Genomic DNA, 16,561 nt, shown 5'->3' with positions numbered 1-16,561 from the left:
CGCTGAAGACGAGTTCCCACCACTTGAACGTCCACCCGTCCGGGGCCAGGTTGGGGTATGTCCAGTTCGTGGCGAAGGCCCGCACGGCCAGCCACAGGAGCGGGCCGATGATGAACACGGCCATGGCCAGGGCGAACAGGACTACGAGCGTGCCCGTGAGGGCACGGCGTGGGGAGGAGTTCTGCATCAGAGGGCCCCGCTTTCCCTGGCCGAGCGGAAGTTCGCCCACACATAGACTGCGGCGATGCCCGAGGCGATCGCGAACACGACGAACGCCATGACGACGGCCTGCTGGGGCTGGTTGAAGGCCGAGAAGTAGTTGGACATGTCCACCCCGAGCATGTTCGGCGAGTTCGGGCCCGTGAAGTACGGGACGGTGAAGGATCCCAGGATCCCGATGGCCGTGAACGTGGTGGCGATGATGATCGGCACCCCGGCCATCGGCACCACAACGCTGATGACCACGCGCCAGAAGGAGGCGCCGGCGTCGCGAGCTGAGTCGATCATGGCCTGCGGGACCGACTGGAGCCCGGACGTGATGAGGAGGGTCGCGAAGGGAAGCGACGTCCACACCGAGCCGATGACCACCGTGACCATCGTGAACGACCACACCGGGAAGTCCACCCCGAGCTGGGCGGCGACGCTGCGCAGGAACCCGTCCGCCGAGTAGAACCCGAGGATGGCCCAGGACGCGATGACCACGGGGATGAACAGCGGGATGACTGCCAGGGCCGAGAGGACCTTCCCGACCACCCCGCCCTTGAACTTCAGGTACAGGCCGATCCCGGCAGCCAGGAGGATCACGACGGCGGTGCTCACCGCGGTGACGATGACCGTGACCGCGAGGTCCCCGAGGAACCTGGGATTGGTGAACATGTCCGCGTAGGCGCCGAACGTGGGGCCGCCCTGGGCTTCGTGGACGTTCTGGCCGATGAGGGCGATCGTCCGGTTCAGTCCGCCCGTGAAGCCGAGGCTGAAGGCGAACGCCAGGACGATCGGGAACCCGATGAACAGGGCGATGAGGAGGATCGGCGGCAGCGCCATGGCGAAGCCCGCGGCCCGGCCCGCCCCCGCGCGCTGGGCCGAGGCCGAGCGCACGGGCGGAGACGGGGCGGGACGGTCCGGCTGCCGGACCGCGGTGGACTGAGAGGTCACTGGCCGGGGACCTTCTGGTCCCAGAGGTTGTTCATGTCCTTGGACATCTGGTCGAAGTAGCCCTTGCGGAGGTTGTTCGTGTCCGCATTGGCGAACCTGTCCCTGATGTCCGCCGGGAGCCTGCCGATGGAGATGGCCGGGTAGCCGGAGATCTCCTTCACGATCTCCGCCTGCTGCTCGGGCTGCAGGACGAAGTTCGCGAGCCTGAGCGCAGCCTCCTTGTTCGGGCTGTTCACGGGGACGCCGAGGTAGGCGGCGCCGCCGGTGAACGACGGGCCGGTGATCTGCGCGGCCTTGACCGACGCGGGAATCGTGCCGTTGGCCGATCCGGTGAGGAACTGGTCGCTCCAGACGGGCGCCATGGAGATCTGGCCGCTGGCCAGCAGCTCGAGGGTCTGCTTGTTGCCGTTCGGGTAGACGCCCTTCTGGTAGACGTACGGGTTCAGGCCCCGCAGTGTCTCGAAGCCCTGATCCCACGTCGACTCAAGGTCCTTCTCGTAGCCCACGGTCATCTTCTGTCGCGCATCCGCCGGGACGTACTTGTCCAGGACGGTCGCCGCGAACGCCGCCCCCGATCCGCCGGACTTCGGGGAGTTGTACGTGAACCTGCCCGGGTTGGCCTTGATCCATTCGAGGAGCTCGTCGAGGGTCTTCGGCGGGGCAGCGACGGTCTTCGTGTCATACGCGAGCAGGACCGAGGACCCGCGGTACGGGATCCCGCCCTGGCCGCCGGCCTTGACCACGTCCGCTGGGATGTCGGCCAGGGCCTTGACCGAGGAGGTGTCCACCTTCTCCAGGAGGCTGGCGCCAGAGGCCTTGGAGACGAACCCGCCGTCCACCAGGTCGAAGTCGGCATCCTTCTTCTGCTCCACCGAGCTCGTGAGCTTGGCGAGCGTCTGCGCATCGTGCTCGCCGTGCAGGTCGATCTGCACCTGGACCCTGTACCCCGGGTTCGCCTTCTCGAAGGCAGGACCGAGGTCCTTCTCCCACAGGCTCTGGATATTCGTGTCACCGCTGATGAACACCTTCACGGTCTTGATGCCGGCATCGCCGGCATCGCCGGCGTTCGTCTTGGCGGCCGTACTGCTCTGGGCGCAGCCTGACAGGGCGAGCCCCAGCGCGGCCACGGCCACGCCGGACCGCAGCGCGGATGTGAACTTCATGTGTGTCTCCTATGTGAGCTTGGCGGAAGGCTCAAGCGGGGGATGGGATGGAGTTTCTTCAGGGGGGCACTCAGCAGGGGCGAAGACAATCTTGAATTGCCGACATTGCTAGGGTCAAGAAATTGTTCAACCGATGGCCGACGCTGAGGTTACATTCTCATTAACATTCGCTCGACTTCGGCGCGAAGACTTTTTGGGCATGCCAATAGTGCATGTGTCGAATAACCGTGAGAATGAGACCAGAACTCGCGCTAGGCCGTTTGCCCAGTGGCTTGCAGAGAATTCGATATCGAGTCGTCGACCGTCTGTGGAGCGAACACCTTGCGCATGACCAAGGTTGCGAGCCCTCTTACGGCGCTCCTGTCATCAGGAGCCCCCGCATCGACTGCGAGCCCGTCCGATATTCTCTCGACAACGTCGGTGAGCACTCTTTCACGGACGCCGTCAATGAAGACCGGCAGAGAACCTATTCGTCCTCCTAGGACGAGGCGGTGTGGATTGATCGTGGTGATGGTGGCGCTGAGGGCGCTTCCGAGAATGTCCGCGGCAGAACGCAGGATTTGATTAACCTCCTCGTCTCCCTGCTCTGCGGCCACGCGGATTTCATCTAGGCCGAGGTGGCGATTGCTGGAGAAATTATGTGAAATTGCGAGTCCCGAGCTGAAGGCCGCGAGGCAGCCGTGGCGCCCGCATCGGCAGATGGGCCCCTCACGGGCCATCCGGATGTGGCCAATGCTGCCAGCGGCGCCGCGCGCGCCTCGCAGGATTGATCCGTCGATCACGATTCCGCACCCGATTCCGGTGCCCACCTTGACGTAGACGAGGGTCTCGTCGTCGCCGGACCGTTCACCGAGCGCGGCGGCCATCGCGTCGTTTTCCACTACGAGGGGGACGTCCCAGGTTCCGCCGAGTAGGGTGACGGCTGCGTCCGCGCGCCATGTCGGGACGGTCGTCGCATGCACGAGGCGACCGGTCCCGGCCTCGATCGGCGCCGGGAAGCCAACTCCGACTCCGATGAGACTCTCGCTTGCTTCCCGGCTAGCCAGGAGTGACTGTCCGGCCTCGACGAGCGGCGCGAGCACGTCTTCGGCGGGATCCGCGATGTCGTGATCAAGGGTCACTGATCGGAGGACGGAGCCGTCGGTGTCGGCGACGCTGGCGGTGGCCCGCGTCTGGCCAAGGGCGAGTGCGAGGATGACGCGCCCGCGATCGTCGAAGCGGATGTTCCGGGAGCGGCGGCCGCCCGTTGCTGCCAGTGCTTCCGCTTCGTAGACGTAGCCCGCCCGACCAAGTGCGTCGAGGCGCTCGTAGAGCGTTGCCCGAGACATTCCGGTTGCGGAGAGCAGTTGCTGGCGGGAGAGGCCTCCTGCCGTGCGGATCAGTTCGAGGATGCGCCCGTGGGACGCTGCGCCCTGGGCAACGCCGAACTGTCGATCTGACACAGTAGCCTCCTCCAACTTCCGTTCAAGCATCAGACAAAAGCTTGCGGGTGTCAAGGCGTCCTCCCGGGCGACCACAGCGCATGGCGCCCCATCCCATCAGGGTGCAGGGCGCCATCGTGCGTGCGCTGGCCAAACCCAGTGGGCCTGTCCTTGTGCCGCGCCGCCGGGGTACGCTCCAAGAACACCCGTGCAGACCGTCCGAGAGAGACGTGTGAAGGAGCGGATATGAAGAAGCTCATCAACGATCCCCAGAAGGTGGTGGACGAGTCGGTCGAGGGTTTCGGCCTCGCCCACTCGGACCTCGTGACCGTTCACACCGACCCGATCTTCATCGGCCGCGTGGGCGGGGCAGTGCCGGGCAAGGTGGGCCTTGTCTCGGGCGGAGGCAGCGGCCACGAGCCCCTCCACGGAGGCTACGTGGGCAAGGGGATGCTCGACGCCGCAGTCCCCGGCCCGGTCTTCACCTCACCCACCCCCGACCAGATCGTTCCGGCGACCCAGGCCGCGGACGGAGGCGCCGGCGTCGTGCATATCGTGAAGAACTACACGGGCGACGTCCTCAACTTCGAGACGGCCGGCGAACTGTGCGCAGCCGAAGGCATCGAGGTGCGGACGGTGCTCGTCAATGACGACGTCGCGGTCGAGGACTCGCTGTACACCGCCGGACGGCGGGGCGTGGCCGGCACGGTGCTCGTGGAGAAGATCGCCGGTGCCGCGGCGGAGCGGGGCGACACGCTCGATGCGGTCGAGGCCGTGGGCCACAAGGTCGTGGCGAACGTCCGCTCGATGGGCCTTGCGCTCACGCCCTGCACCGTCCCGCATGCGGGCAAGCCGAGCTTCGATTTGGCCGAGGACGAGATCGAGATTGGCATCGGCATCCACGGCGAGCCCGGCCGCCACCGTGTGGGCCTCGAGCCCGCCGATGCCCTCACCGAGCACCTCCTGACCCCAGTGGTCGAGGACCTCGGGATCGGCTCGGGCGAAAAGGCCCTGCTGTTCGTCAACGGGATGGGCGGAACGCCGCTGTCCGAGCTGTACATCGTGTACCGCAAGGCGGCCCAACTGCTCGCGGACCGGGGAGTAGCCGTGGAGAGGAGCTTGGTGGGCAACTACATCACGTCGCTTGAGATGCAGGGCTGCTCCGTGACCGTGCTGCGGCTTGATGACGAGCTCACCGAGCTGTGGGACGCCCCCGTGCACACTCCGGCTCTGCGGTGGGGCGCCTGATGGCGGGGCCTGACGGGCGGCTTGACGGGGCTTGGGCCGAGCGTTGGCTGCGCGAGAGCGCACGGGTCATCGCCGAGCACCGCGAAGAGCTCATCGACCTTGACCGCGCGATCGGCGACGGCGACCATGGCGAGAACATGGACCGGGGCTTCACGGCGATCGTCGCGAAGCTCGACGACGAGTCTCCCGACTCGGTCGCGGCCGCGCTCAAGATGGCGGCCATGATGCTCATGAGCAAGGTCGGAGGGGCGGCCGGGCCGCTCTACGGGACGGCCTACCTGCGCGCCTCGACGGCGGTTGCCGACAGCGATGCGCTGGACGGGCAAGCCGTGGCCGCGATGCTCGCAGCGGGCCGGGACGGCATCGTGGCGCGCGGCAAGGCCCAATCCGGGGACAAGACGATGGTCGACGCGTGGACACCAGCCGCCGAGGCCGCGGTCACTGCGGACCCGGCGGACGGGGTCGCCGCGCTGGTCGCCGCGGCCGACGCCGCCGAGACCGGTGCCGAGGCGACCAAGCCGCTCGTCGCCCGCAAGGGCCGAGCGAGCTATCTGGGCGAACGCAGCGCGGGGCACCTCGACCCGGGCGCGGTGTCGTCTGCGCTCATCCTGCGCGCGGCGGTGACGGCTGCGGAGAGCGGAAGCGGTGCGGGTGGACCAGGGGCTGGGGCGTGACGCCGGTCGGGCTGCTCATCGTCTCCCACAGCGCGCGCCTCGCAGAGGGCGTCGTCGAGGTCGCGGCACAGATGGGCGAGGGTGTCCCGCTCGTGGCTGCGGGCGGGACGGATGACGGCGGCGTGGGAACCTCTTTCGAGAAGGTCATGGACGGCATTGTGGCTGCAGACACGGGGGAGGGCGTCGTAGTCCTGACAGATCTCGGATCCGCCGTCATGACCGCCGAGTCGGTGCTCGAGTTCCTTGACGACGAGCAGCGTGCGCGCGTCCGCATCGCCGACGCGGCGCTCGTCGAGGGGTCCGTCGCGGCCGCTGTTGCATCGAGGGCCGGAGCGGGGCTCGACGGGGTCGTGCGCGCGGCCGAGGAGGCCGTGCGAGGGGCGGAGGCGGAGGAGCCGCCGGAGATAAGCGAGCCCAGCGAGTCGGCGGTCCTGACACTCAAGAATCCTCTGGGTCTGCACGCGCGCCCCTCCGCGGTCCTCGCGGGGCGGCTCTCCGCTTACGACGTCCAGGTGACGGTCAACGGCGTCGACGGCCAGTCCGTCATGGCGCTCATGGCGCTCGGCGCCGGCCAAGGGCAGCAGCTCGTGGTCGAGGCCGCGGGGCCGGACGCCGCCAAGGCTGTCCGTTTTGTCACGGCGCAGGTAGAGGCGGGCTTCGGCGAGCTCTGAAAGAACTGTTTCACCAATAGTGAACGGATCTGTGCTTTGCCTCACATTGTGGGTTGAATCGGGGCATGACTGCCGAGAGCGCCGCCGAGCCTGCACCCGAGACCGCCGCCGAGCCTGCACCCGAGACCCCATTCCACGATCTCGACCACTACGTCGCGATCCCGCGGATCTCCGGGCTCGCGATGAGCCCGGACGGCGCGCGACTCGTCACCACTGTGGCGACGCTCAACAGCAAGAGCACTGAGTACCGCACCGCACTGTGGGAGGTCGATTCCACGGGCGCGGTCCCGGCGCGCCGCATCACGCGCAGCGCCAAGGGGGAGGCTGGCGCCGCCTTCGCTGCGAACGGCGACCTCTTCTTCACCTCGGCCCGGCCCGACCCCGAGAAGCCGGACGAGGACCCGGTCAACGCACTGTGGCTTCTGCCGGCCGCGGGCGGAGAGGCGAGGGTCGTGCTCAGCCGGGCGGGCGGCGTCGAACGCGTCATCACCGCCCTGAGTGCGGACGCGGCGTTCGTCCAGGCCTCCACGCTGGCCGGAAGCACGGATGAGGCCGACGACGAGGCGCGCCGCAAGGCCCGCAAGGACGGCAAGGTCGCGGCGATCCTGCATTCCTCCTATCCGGTGCGGTACTGGGACTCCGACCTGGGGCCGGGGGAGCCCCGCCTGTTCGCGGTCGAGAAATCGCAGGCCGAGCCGGAGCCCGGCAAGCCGAGCACCGTGGACGAGGGGCCCTCACTCGAGCTGCGGAACCTCACCCTGGACATCGGCGCGGGCCTGCGCTTCGGCGAGGCGCACGCGAGCCCGGACGGCCGGACGCTGTACACGTCCGTTGCGAGGGCCCTCGCGAAAGGCGACCTGCGCAGCGAGCTCGCTGCGGTCGACGTCGCCTCGGGCACCGTTCGCATACTCCTCTCCGAGGACCGCATGGACTATCTGGCCGGACCGGTCAGCCCGGACGGGCGTACTGTCGCCGTCGTGGTCGAGCCGCACACGACTCCGACCAGCGCCTACCGGTCGGAGCTGCACCTGCTCGATGTCTCGACGGGGCAGCTGCGCCGCCTGGCCCCGGAGTGGGACCGCGTGGCGCATCCCGCGGCGTGGCTGCCGGACGGCTCGGCGCTGATCGTCACTGCTGACGACGCCGGCCGCTCGCCCGTGTTCCGCATCGACGTCGCCACGGGGGCCGTGGCACAGACGACGCACGACGACGCCGCGTACACCGACGTCGTCGTCTCACCTGATGGGTCGAGCGCCTATGCGCTCAGGAGCTCGTACCTGTTCCCGCCCGAGGTGATACGGATCGACCTCGGCACGGGCGAGGTCACCCGCCTGCAGAACCCGGCCGCGCGGCCCGAGATCCCGGGCCGACTCGAGAAGGTCACGACGACTGCGTCGGACGGCACCCCGCTGCGTGCGTGGCTCGCGCTGCCCGCCGAGCATGGAACCCATGAGGCCCCTCACCCCCTGCTCCTCTGGATTCATGGCGGTCCGATCGGCTCGTGGAATGCCTGGACGTGGCGCTGGAACCCGTGGCTGCTCGCCGCCCAGGGCTATGCGGTCCTGCTCCCGGACCCAGCGCTGTCGACGGGCTATGGGCAGCGGTTCATCGACAGAGGCTGGGGTCAGTGGGGCGCTGAACCCTTCACGGACCTAATGGCCATCACCGACGCGGCCCTGCAGCGCGACGACCTTGACGCCGGGCGGACGGCCGCGATGGGCGGATCATTCGGCGGGTACATGGCGAATTGGGTGGCGGGCCACACCAACCGCTTCCGGGCCATCGTGACGCACGCGAGCCTGTGGGCGCTCGATTCGTTCGGACCGACGACCGACATGGCGCTGTACTGGGCCAAGGAAATGGACGAGGCCATGATACAGGCCAACTCCCCGCACCATTCGGTCGGCGAGATCCGCACGCCCATGCTGGTGATCCATGGCGACAAGGACTACCGCGTGCCGATCGGCGAGGGCCTGCGGCTCTGGTGGGAGCTCCTCTCGGCCTCACAGCTCGCCGCGGACGATGACGGGAAGACCCCGCATCGGTTCCTCTATTTCCCGGACGAGAACCACTGGATCCTCAAGCCGCAGCATACGAAAGTCTGGTACGGCGTCGTAGGAGCCTTCCTCGCCGAGCATGTGCTGGGGGAGGCCCGGGAACTGCCGAAGGAGCTCGGGCTGTAAGCGCTTGGCAGAGTGCGCCGTTGCCTCGACCTTAGAACGGCGGGGGCAGGACCGGAGGCAGCACCGGGGGCGGCAAGGGCTCGGGTAGGTCCTCGTCTGGAGTCAGTGCTGCCTCCGGGGGCGTGATCGCTGGGGTCGCTCCCGCTCTGGCCGAAGCGACTGAGGACTTCGCTTCGGTGGTCCGAGACGCCTCCGGCAGGGAAGACGGCTCCGGCAGGGAAGAGGCCTCCGGCGGGGAAGGAAGCTCAACGGTGCGTGGGCTCAGGATGTGGTCTCGTTCGAGGGGACCTGCCACGTGCTCGAATCCCAGGAGGGTTTTCCACACGAGTTCGCCGCTCATCGGCGCCGCGCCATTCGCCTGATCAGTCCTGCGGCTATTCGCCTGATCGGCCGTGCGGCGGAGGGTGAACAGCGCGAGCGACTTGAGGGCATGGTGCTTGGGGCACAGCAGCGCAAGGTTATCGGCGTCGGAAGTCCCGCCGTCCTGCCATTCGATGGTGTGGTCGATCTCAGTGCGCCTGGCCGCGCAGGTGCATCCCGGGACGACGCATACACCGTCCCTGTACCGGACGAACCGTCTGAGCCCTTCTGGGGGCCGATAGGCCGTTCGGCCCAGGCGCACCGGCACGCCGTCCTCGTCCGTCAAGAGACGCTGCCATGTGGGAGCAGCCGCAGCGAGTTCGCGGGCAGTCTGGGCGTCGATGACGCCGAATCCTTCGAGCTCGGCAACATCGTCCGACGCTCCGAGCAGTGTGGCCACAGAGATATGGACGACAATTTCAGCCTTCACGAGGTCATCCAGGCCCTCCGGGATGCGCACAGGGGCAGGACACCCGCCCCCTTCGCGCAGGCCCCCTTCGCTCCCGCCACTGAGTGCCTCGGCAGTCGTGGGGTCAGCGGCGAGGTTCGAGACGGTCTGGGGGTTCGAGGCGGTCTCGGAGCGAGTCTGCGTCTCGAGGAGCGCCTGTGCCAAGGCGTCGGCGCGCAGCTGTGGCTTGGTCCGGTATTCGCCCTCTGCGCCGTGGGCAGCTTGGGCGATCGCGTCCAGGCGCTTGTAGGCGGCGAAGCCAACCTCAGACGGGAGCAGGGCGGTCAGGGTGCACATGCCGTCCTCCTCAGGCTGGAACCAGACTCGGCGATCCGCCTGGGCGCGGACGCGACGCTTCGCTATGGACTGGGGGTGGAGCCGCTCCCGGAGTGCTCGAATGATTCCTCGAAGTTCGCCAGGCGTGCGCCGATGCCCCTTCCTCGTATGGAGACGCGACAGCGCCTCTACACCGAATGCCTCGGCGGCTTCGTCAGGCAGCGTCGCCGCCTGTTCGACGATGATCTTCGCGTGCGATTCGGTGATGTCGCCGGCAAAAAGCGCCTCGTGCACTGCCGGATGGGTGTCGACGAGCCGGTCTGAGAAGTTGACGTTTCGGGCAGCCACCGCTTCGGACGTGTTCTGCAGCAGGGCCACCTCGGACACCGTGGCCGCGTGCGCGAGCTCGCCGCCCAGCCGTGTGGGTTGACCTCCGCGGCCTTCGAGGGGCTCCTCCGCGATCTGCTGGCCGATGAGGTTCACGAGGAAAGCCTTCATGGCCGCGCTATAGGCATCGAAGTCCGCGAGGGCCTTGAGTGCCCGGGCGGTGCCCTCGGGCGTGCCCAAAGTGCTCGGATCAATCCAGAGTTCACCGTGCAGCGAGGCCCGGTCACGCGAAACAAACGAGAAGGGCTCGGCTGGGGTCCGCTCGAGCGTGCTTGCCGTCGCTGTCATCCCGCCCCCTTCGGTTCACGTGGTTTCTCGAATATGTATTCGATACTATCGCACATGATGCGAACAAACTAGAAGACGCTGATGGGGTATGTGCCGAGCTGAAGTTGCTCCCGATTGCTCCGCAGGACACGCCATAGACGGTCGGCGCAGGCTGTCCGCCCTGGGGCAGCCCCGACCCAAGCGGAAGGCGACCCGCGGCGCCGTCGTGCGCAGAACTAGGATTGAGCGCATGACTCACGCCCCGACCGAGACCGCTGCCCCGCCGTTCACTCTGCGGCGCGCGCGAACCGGCGACGTCGCGGCGATCCGGCAGCTCGTCGCGCCGCTTGCCGAACGCCGGATCCTCATCTCGAAGGAGTCGGTGGCGTACTACGAAGCGATCCAGGAGTTCGTCGTCGCGCAGGTTCCGGACGGCGAGATCATCGGGTGCGGCGCGTTGCACGTCATGTGGGAGGACCTCGCGGAGATCCGAACCCTCGCTGCCGCGGACGCATGGCGGGGCCGCGGCGTCGGGCACGCGCTCGTGGAGCGGCTGCTCGCTGATGCGCACGACGTCGGCGTGCAGCGGGTCTTCTGCCTCACCTTCGAGGTGCGCTTCTTCGAGCGGCACGGATTCGAGGTGATGGCCGACCAGTCCGGCGTGGATCCCGAGGTGTACTCGGAGCTGCTGCGCTCGCAGGACGAAGGTGTGGCGGAGTTCCTCGACCTCGCGAGGGTCAAGCCGAACACCCTCGGCAACACGCGCATGATCAAGTGGCTGCCGGGGCGGGCGCGCGAGTAGTCACCCTGCCCCAAGGCCGAGTGGCTCGAGGGTTGCCGACGCCGTGGTGGTCTTCGTGTCGAGGGACGCAGACCGGTAGGAGCCGCGTCTTGGCAGAGCTCCAGGCCCAGGGCCATTACGGACCCGACCGGCGGAGTCCAGTGGTGTCCCACGTGGCGTCGGCGGTGACGACGCGCGGACATCCGTAGCCCCACGGGTAGGAAATGTTCGGCGCGAATTGGAGGCGGTGGGGGCCGATGCCAGTGCCGAGGAGGTCGTGGCCGGCGACGGTGAGGTCGATGGGCGTCTCGGTGAGGAGCCCCATGTTGATCCGCCCGACCTTGCCTGTCGATGAACTCGCTGCCGCCGCACTCTGGGTCGCGGGACTGGCGGGCTGCTCCTCGGTCAGGGCGAGCGGGCCGTCATGGCACCCATTGTCCTGGCAGGCCGTGGCAGTGACCGACAGGGGGTTCAACCTCGCCGCGAGGTTCTCGGTGATGTGGATTGTGAGGAAGGGGGCCGCCGCGATCGCCGGGCACGCCACGGGTCCCTGGCAGGCCACTAGAGGGGTTGCCGTCAGGATGCCCACCGAAACGGCAACGAGGAGCGTCCTCCCATGCATGCGAGGAGCCTAGGTCTCGGCGGACTCTCCCTCAACACAGCTGAGGTCTCGATGTGGCCGCGAATCGGTTGCGACCGCGGAGATCCGGTACTTGTGCGCGGAGATCCGGTGCTCGCGGAGATCCGGTACTTGTGCGTAGGACATTGCCAGAGCGCTTGGCGCCTCACGGAAGCTGCAGGGATCCCTCGACCTCAACCGCGAGGCCGTCCGCGAGAAGGCCCGCGAGGGCCCGTTCGAGCTGCTCGGGCCCAGTACGCAGCGCGTGGAGGCGAGCCAAGGCCTCCCCGACAGGTCCCGTACCTTCCACGGAATATTGAGTTGGGCAGGGTGCCGAGCGCGTGGACCCCGCAGAGCCCGGCATTGCACGGGCACTGTCCTCGGGTCCACGCGGTTCGAGCAGATCGCGCTGCAACGGGTGCTGGGCCGCGCGCAGCACTGCCATGATGGCCCCTCGCACCTGCCTGTCGGTCCCGTGCCATGCCTGGCCCCGCGGGGTGTAGGTGGGCGGTGGTTCGCCGGCGGCGAGCCAGGCGCACGCATCCGACACTGGGCACTCCGCGCACCGCGGCGATCGGGCCGTGCACACGATGGCGCCGAGCTCCATCGTCGCGGCATTCCAGGCGACGGACTGCGCCCGGTCGGCGGGCAGCAGCACCGTGGCGCGACGCTGCTCGGCTGCGGTCAGCGTCGGGGCCGGAAGGGCCTCGCCGCCGACGAGCCGCGCGTGGACCCGCCGGATGTTCGTGTCCACCACCGTGGCCCGGCGTCCGAAGGCGAACGACGCGACCGCCGCGGCCGTGTACGAGCCGACGCCGGGCAACGCAAGGAGTCCTTCCTCGGTGTCTGGCAGTTCGCCGCCATGCTCGGACGTGATGACTGTCGCGGCGGCGTGCAGCCGGAGCGCCCGGCGCGGATAGCCGAGCCGGCCCCACGCGCGCACGGCCTCCCCAGCCGGTTCGGCGGCCAGATCCGCGGGATGCGGCCACCGCTCCATCCATTCCCGCCACACTGGCAGCACGCGGGCCACGGGCGTCTGCTGGAGCATGACCTCACTCACGAGCACTCCCCACGGCGTCCGGCCAGCGGCCCGCCACGGCAGGTCCCGCGCTTCGCGTGCGAACCAGTCGACGAGCGTCGCGTGCAGCCTGCCGAGCATCTCGGGGTCCGGGAGCGCTGCCGCCGCGGGCGCTGCCGCCGCGGGCGCTGCTGCTCGCTGCGACGCACGACGGCGGGGCGCGGCTGTGGCGGTCACGGGAGCCTTTCTGGGGGTCACGTTCTGGAAGTCAGGTTCTGATGGTCACCATCTGGAGGTCACGATCTGGAGGTCACCGTGTGGGTCTGCACCACTGTAACGGCACCGTCTCGGTGACGATCACGAGCCTGGTCACGGAGCAGCGGCTCAGCGATTCGACCACGCCTCTAGCGGCGCGGCGGCGGGGTTCAGCGGGCTGTGGATCCGTAGCCTAGAGGCATGGCAGGGCAGGACAAGGGTGGAACGGGAACACGGACTTCGACGGGGGGCCGCGCTGCGGGCACTCGGTCGCAGGGTACGCGCCGCGTCAGCCCGGCGGTGTACCGGAGGCGGCGCCTCGCTGTTCTCGTCCTCATGGTCCTCATCCTTGGTGTGCTCGGGGTGGGCATTTGGACCGCCGTCGTGGCGGTGGGCTCGGTAGCCCAGAGCCCGGCGCCCCTGTCCACGGCTGCTTTAGGCTCCGGTTCCGACCCGAGCTCCAAGGCGACGTCGACGGCGGGAGCCGACCCGTCGGCGTCGTCCGCGGCCAGCGCTGCCGGAGCGAGCGCCGACCCCACAGCGACGCCAACCGCCACCCCGACGCCGGCATGCGACCAGCACCTCATCACCGTCTCGGCGTCCACCGACAAGCCGAGCTACGCCCCCACGGAGAAGCCCGTCTTCACGCTCAAGGTGACCAACGGGAATCCGATGCCGTGCGAGGTCAATGTGGGGACCACGCAGATGGAGTTCCTCGTTGTGAGTGGCACCGACCGCGTCTTCTCGTCGAAGGACTGCCAGGCGAGCGCTCAGGACCTCCCCAAGACCATTGCCGCGGGCGCCTCGGAAACCGCGAACTTCCCGTGGGACCGCGTCCGCAGCACCGAGGGATGCAAGGCAGTCACCACGCAGCCCAAGCCGGGCATCTACGTCATGACCGCGTCGCTCGGACCGGTGACGAGCTCGAAGGCGGTCTTCGAGCTCAAGTAGGAATCCCGCCTAGAGGAAGCGGTCCAGAAGGCTCGTCTCCGCCATCCGGGAGAGCCCTTCGCGCACGGTCCTGGCACGCTGTTCGCCGATGCCGTCCACCGTCATGAGGTCGTCGATGGTGGCGGCCATCAGGTTCTGGAGCCCGTTGAAGTGGTCCACGAGGCGGTCCGCAACGGCACGCGGCACGGGCTTGAGGCCGGAGATGAGGCGGTACCCGCGGGGGTGCACGACGGCGTCGAGCGTCTCGATCCCGCCCGCGTAGCCGAGGATCGCGGCGATGCGGTTGAGATCCAGGAGGTCCACGCTCGTGAGCTCCATGAGCCCCTCGACGGCGGCATCGATGGTCTCGTTGGAGACGTCGGCACCCGCGTAGTCGCGGATCACGACGTCCGCGCCCGGCCCCAGGCCGGTGATCAGCTCCTCGAGCTGGAGGGCGAGGAGGCGGCCGTCGTCGCCGAGCTCGAGCACATAGTGGGCGATTTCCTCGGAGATGCGGCGCACCATTTCCTGCCGCTGGAGCGTCTGCGCGACGTCTCGGACCGTGACCATGGCCTCGATCTCGAGGGCGGACAGCGAGTGGGTGACCTGGTCGAGCCTGGCCCGGTAGCGCTCGAGTGTCGCGAGGGCCTGGTTGGCGCGCGCGAGCACCCGCTCGGAGCCCTCGATGACGTGTCGGATGCCCTGTACGTAGAGCGCGATGATCTGCATGGACTGGCTCACCGAGACGACCGGGAGGCCGGTCTGCTTCGCGACCCGCTCCGCGGTGCGGTGACGCGTGCCGGACTCGAACGTCTCGATCGACGAGTCAGGGACGAGGTGCACGGCGGCTTTGACGATCGTGCGGGCGTCCCTGTCGCATACGATGGCGCCATCCATCTTCGCGAGCTCGCGAAGGCGCGTGGGGGAGAACTCGATCCCGATCTCGAAGCCGCCCGAGCAGATCGACTCAACGGTCGGGTTGTAGCCGAGGACGATGAGGGCACCGGTGCGGCCGCGCAGGATGCGTTCGAGGCCGTCGCGAAGCGCGGTTCCGGGTGCGACCCGAGCCAAGGTGGCATTGAGCGCTTCCTCGGGGGTCCGAACCATGAGAGTTTCCCTTTCCTGGGCCTCGCGTGGCGCGACACCGGATCCCATGGTATCCGCGCGACGCGCGAGGCGACGCGGTCCTGGGCCCTAACTTGGCAACGATTCGGGCACATCCGCCGCCTTGGGGACCGGCGGAGACGGGCGTGGAGCCGGGCCCCGCGCTACTCGGCGGCTGGGATCAGGAGTTCGAGGGCCTCGGCGACGTGGGCCACCTCTTTCACCCGGAACCCTGGGGGCACCTCGCCTGGGCCGTTGGGGCTCGCAGGCACGACGGCGTGGGTGAACCCCAGGCGGTGGGCCTCCTGGATGCGTCTGCTGATGCCGGGCACCGGCCGTACCTCGCCTGCGAGGCCCACCTCGCCGAACGCGATGAGCCGCTGGGGGAGCGCCGTGCGCGTCTTGGCGGAGGCCACCGCGAGGGCGACGGCGAGATCGGTGGCCGGCTCACTGAGCTTCACGCCGCCCACAGTGGCGATGTAGGCGTCGTCCTTGTGCAGGAGGCATCCGGCGCGCTGCTGCAGGACCGCCAGGAGCATCGAGACGCGCGACGAGTCGAGCCCGCTCGTGGCCCGGCGCGGCTGCGCTGCCGTGGTCTCCGCGAGGAGCGACTGGACTTCCGCGAGGAGCGGCCGGCGCCCCTCGAGGGTCACCGTGATGCAGGTGCCTGAGACGGGCTCCTTGGTCCGGGACACGAAGAGTCCCGAGGGATCCGTGACGCTCTCGATCCCGGTCTCCGTCAGATCGAAGCAGCCCACCTCGTCGGTGGGTCCGTAGCGGTTCTTGACGGCACGCAGGAGCCGCAGCCGCGAATGGCGCTCGCCCTCGAACTGGCAGACGACGTCCACGAGGTGCTCGAGCAGCCGCGGTCCCGCGATCGAGCCGTCCTTGGTCACGTGGCCGACGAGCAGCGTGGTCATGTTCCGCCGCTTCGCCGCCGCGATGATCGACGCCGCCACCTCGCGCACCTGCGACACCCCGCCCGGGCTGCCGTCCACCTCGGGGCTCGAGAGGGTCTGGACGGAGTCCACGATGAGCAGCTGCGGCGCGATCTTCTCAACGTTGCCGAGGGCCTGGGAGAGGTCCGTCTCCGCGGCGAGGAACAGGCGTGGCGCGACGGCGTCGATCCTCTCCGCGCGCAGCTTGACCTGCGCCGCGGATTCCTCGCCCGTCACGTACAGGACGTCCCGCGCCGTTGAGCTCGCCCCCTGCCCGCCACCGACCTTCGCGGCGACGTCGAGCAGCAGTGTTGACTTGCCCACGCCTGGCTCGCCCGCGAGGAGGATCACGGCCCCAGGAACGAGCCCCCCGCCCAGCACCCGATCGAGCTCACCGACTCCGGTAGGCAGGAACGCGGCGTCCGTGGCGTCGACGTCCGCGATGAGGCGGGCCGGCTCGAGAACGGAAGTGGCCGCCGTCGTGCGCGCGACGACGGCGCCGACCTCCTCGACCGTTCCCCACTCCTGACACTCGCCGCACCGGCCCACCCACTTTGCCGTGGTCCAGCCGCACTCGGCGCATCGGTACCCGGGGGCCTTGCCGGAACGGGCGGTGCTGCGCGTGCTGGTCTTGGTTGCCATGCGCTCAAGGCTAGGGCAGGG

At 68.7% G+C, this 16,561-nt stretch carries 14 protein-coding genes and 1 pseudogene; 6 read left to right on the top strand and 9 right to left on the bottom strand.

The genetic code is table 11. From position 1 onward, the window contains the following. The 4 genes and pseudogenes from RBS60_RS18840 to RBS60_RS18825 all read right to left on the bottom strand — a co-directional run. Positions 1-187, bottom strand: a pseudogene (locus tag RBS60_RS18840) (hypothetical protein); the annotation flags it as partial. Beyond that, a complete protein-coding gene (locus tag RBS60_RS18835) occupies positions 187-1,155 on the bottom strand; it encodes a sugar ABC transporter permease (protein WP_307959081.1) in 969 nt (322 codons plus the stop codon). The gene RBS60_RS18835 and the pseudogene RBS60_RS18840, both read right to left, overlap by 1 nt. Continuing rightward, positions 1,152-2,318 (bottom strand): extracellular solute-binding protein, encoded by a 1,167-nt coding sequence (locus tag RBS60_RS18830; protein ID WP_307959080.1) that lies wholly within the window; start codon positions 2,316-2,318, stop codon positions 1,152-1,154. The genes RBS60_RS18835 and RBS60_RS18830 overlap by 4 nt, the downstream gene beginning before the upstream one ends. A gap of 251 nt (positions 2,319-2,569) precedes the next feature. Continuing rightward, a complete protein-coding gene (locus tag RBS60_RS18825; protein WP_307959079.1) occupies positions 2,570-3,790 on the bottom strand; it encodes an ROK family transcriptional regulator in 1,221 nt (406 codons plus the stop codon). 195 nt (positions 3,791-3,985) lie between these two features. Between RBS60_RS18825 and dhaK the strand changes: the two genes are divergently transcribed. The 4 genes from dhaK (at position 3,986) to RBS60_RS18805 (ending at position 8,515) form a co-directional block, all read left to right on the top strand. Next, complete coding sequence (gene dhaK, locus RBS60_RS18820) at positions 3,986-4,987, top strand: dihydroxyacetone kinase subunit DhaK (RefSeq protein WP_307959078.1); 1,002 nt, start codon at positions 3,986-3,988, stop codon at positions 4,985-4,987. Then, positions 4,987-5,661: a dihydroxyacetone kinase subunit DhaL gene (gene dhaL / locus RBS60_RS18815; protein WP_307959077.1), complete on the top strand. Its 675-nt coding sequence runs from the start codon at positions 4,987-4,989 to the stop codon at positions 5,659-5,661. The genes dhaK and dhaL overlap by 1 nt, the downstream gene beginning before the upstream one ends. Next, the gene (dhaM, locus tag RBS60_RS18810; RefSeq protein WP_307959076.1) at positions 5,658-6,332 is read left to right on the top strand and encodes a dihydroxyacetone kinase phosphoryl donor subunit DhaM; all 675 of its coding nucleotides are present in this window, start codon (positions 5,658-5,660) and stop codon (positions 6,330-6,332) included. Before dhaL ends, dhaM begins: the two co-directional genes overlap by 4 nt. Before the next feature lie 65 nt (positions 6,333-6,397). Further along, complete coding sequence (locus tag RBS60_RS18805; protein ID WP_307959075.1) at positions 6,398-8,515, top strand: alpha/beta fold hydrolase; 2,118 nt, start codon at positions 6,398-6,400, stop codon at positions 8,513-8,515. 31 nt (positions 8,516-8,546) lie between these two features. Here the strand turns inward: RBS60_RS18805 and RBS60_RS18800 are convergent, their stop codons facing one another. Next, positions 8,547-10,274 carry a DUF222 domain-containing protein gene (locus RBS60_RS18800; RefSeq protein WP_307959074.1) on the bottom strand — a complete coding sequence of 576 codons (1,728 nt, stop codon included), beginning with the start codon at positions 10,272-10,274 and terminating at the stop codon, positions 8,547-8,549. 229 nt (positions 10,275-10,503) lie between these two features. Here RBS60_RS18800 and RBS60_RS18795 point away from each other — a divergent pair, with 229 nt between their 5' ends. After that, positions 10,504-11,055: an amino-acid N-acetyltransferase gene (locus tag RBS60_RS18795; protein ID WP_307959073.1), complete on the top strand. Its 552-nt coding sequence runs from the start codon at positions 10,504-10,506 to the stop codon at positions 11,053-11,055. A 115-nt stretch (positions 11,056-11,170) separates the two neighbouring features. Here the strand turns inward: RBS60_RS18795 and RBS60_RS18790 are convergent, their stop codons facing one another. Together RBS60_RS18790 and RBS60_RS18785 are read right to left on the bottom strand one after the other, a co-directional pair. Continuing rightward, complete coding sequence (locus RBS60_RS18790; protein WP_307959072.1) at positions 11,171-11,656, bottom strand: hypothetical protein; 486 nt, start codon at positions 11,654-11,656, stop codon at positions 11,171-11,173. 163 nt (positions 11,657-11,819) lie between these two features. Next, on the bottom strand, positions 11,820-12,812 hold the full coding sequence (locus tag RBS60_RS18785) for an A/G-specific adenine glycosylase (protein WP_307959082.1): 993 nt from the start codon (positions 12,810-12,812) through the stop codon (positions 11,820-11,822). Between the two features lie 315 nt (positions 12,813-13,127). On the opposite strand from RBS60_RS18785, the gene RBS60_RS18780 reads away from it, so the two are divergent. Then, positions 13,128-13,877, top strand: coding sequence for a hypothetical protein (locus RBS60_RS18780; protein ID WP_307959071.1), 750 nt, complete (start codon positions 13,128-13,130; stop codon positions 13,875-13,877). A gap of 9 nt (positions 13,878-13,886) precedes the next feature. Here RBS60_RS18780 and disA read toward each other — a convergent pair whose 3' ends face one another. Beyond that, positions 13,887-14,963, bottom strand: coding sequence for a DNA integrity scanning diadenylate cyclase DisA (disA, locus tag RBS60_RS18775; RefSeq protein ID WP_307959070.1), 1,077 nt, complete (start codon positions 14,961-14,963; stop codon positions 13,887-13,889). Between the two features lie 161 nt (positions 14,964-15,124). Next, the gene (radA, locus tag RBS60_RS18770; RefSeq protein WP_307959069.1) at positions 15,125-16,540 is read right to left on the bottom strand and encodes a DNA repair protein RadA; all 1,416 of its coding nucleotides are present in this window, start codon (positions 16,538-16,540) and stop codon (positions 15,125-15,127) included. Between the last annotated feature and the right edge of the window lie 21 nt (positions 16,541-16,561).

Origin of the sequence: Sinomonas sp. ASV486 (assembly GCF_030908215.1) — a bacterium.
Taxonomy (GTDB): domain Bacteria; phylum Actinomycetota; class Actinomycetes; order Actinomycetales; family Micrococcaceae; genus Sinomonas; species Sinomonas puerhi.
This window is presented reverse-complemented; position numbering and strand designations above follow the sequence as displayed.

Excerpts from the sequence above, each read along its gene's own strand:
- RBS60_RS18830 (WP_307959080.1), bottom strand. The coding sequence starts at position 2,318 with ATGAAGTTCACATCCGCGCTGCGGTCCGGCGTGGCCGTGGCCGCGCTG.
- RBS60_RS18825 (WP_307959079.1), bottom strand. The coding sequence starts at position 3,790 with ATGCTTGAACGGAAGTTGGAGGAGGCTACTGTGTCAGATCGACAGTTC.
- dhaK (WP_307959078.1), top strand. The coding sequence starts at position 3,986 with ATGAAGAAGCTCATCAACGATCCCCAGAAGGTGGTGGACGAGTCGGTC.
- dhaL (WP_307959077.1), top strand. The coding sequence starts at position 4,987 with ATGGCGGGGCCTGACGGGCGGCTTGACGGGGCTTGGGCCGAGCGTTGG.
- RBS60_RS18805 (WP_307959075.1), top strand. The coding sequence starts at position 6,398 with ATGACTGCCGAGAGCGCCGCCGAGCCTGCACCCGAGACCGCCGCCGAG.
- RBS60_RS18800 (WP_307959074.1), bottom strand. The coding sequence starts at position 10,274 with ATGACAGCGACGGCAAGCACGCTCGAGCGGACCCCAGCCGAGCCCTTC.
- RBS60_RS18795 (WP_307959073.1), top strand. The coding sequence starts at position 10,504 with ATGACTCACGCCCCGACCGAGACCGCTGCCCCGCCGTTCACTCTGCGG.
- RBS60_RS18790 (WP_307959072.1), bottom strand. The coding sequence starts at position 11,656 with ATGCATGGGAGGACGCTCCTCGTTGCCGTTTCGGTGGGCATCCTGACG.
- RBS60_RS18785 (WP_307959082.1), bottom strand. The coding sequence starts at position 12,812 with ATGCTCGGCAGGCTGCACGCGACGCTCGTCGACTGGTTCGCACGCGAA.
- RBS60_RS18780 (WP_307959071.1), top strand. The coding sequence starts at position 13,128 with ATGGCAGGGCAGGACAAGGGTGGAACGGGAACACGGACTTCGACGGGG.
- disA (WP_307959070.1), bottom strand. The coding sequence starts at position 14,963 with ATGGTTCGGACCCCCGAGGAAGCGCTCAATGCCACCTTGGCTCGGGTC.
- radA (WP_307959069.1), bottom strand. The coding sequence starts at position 16,540 with ATGGCAACCAAGACCAGCACGCGCAGCACCGCCCGTTCCGGCAAGGCC.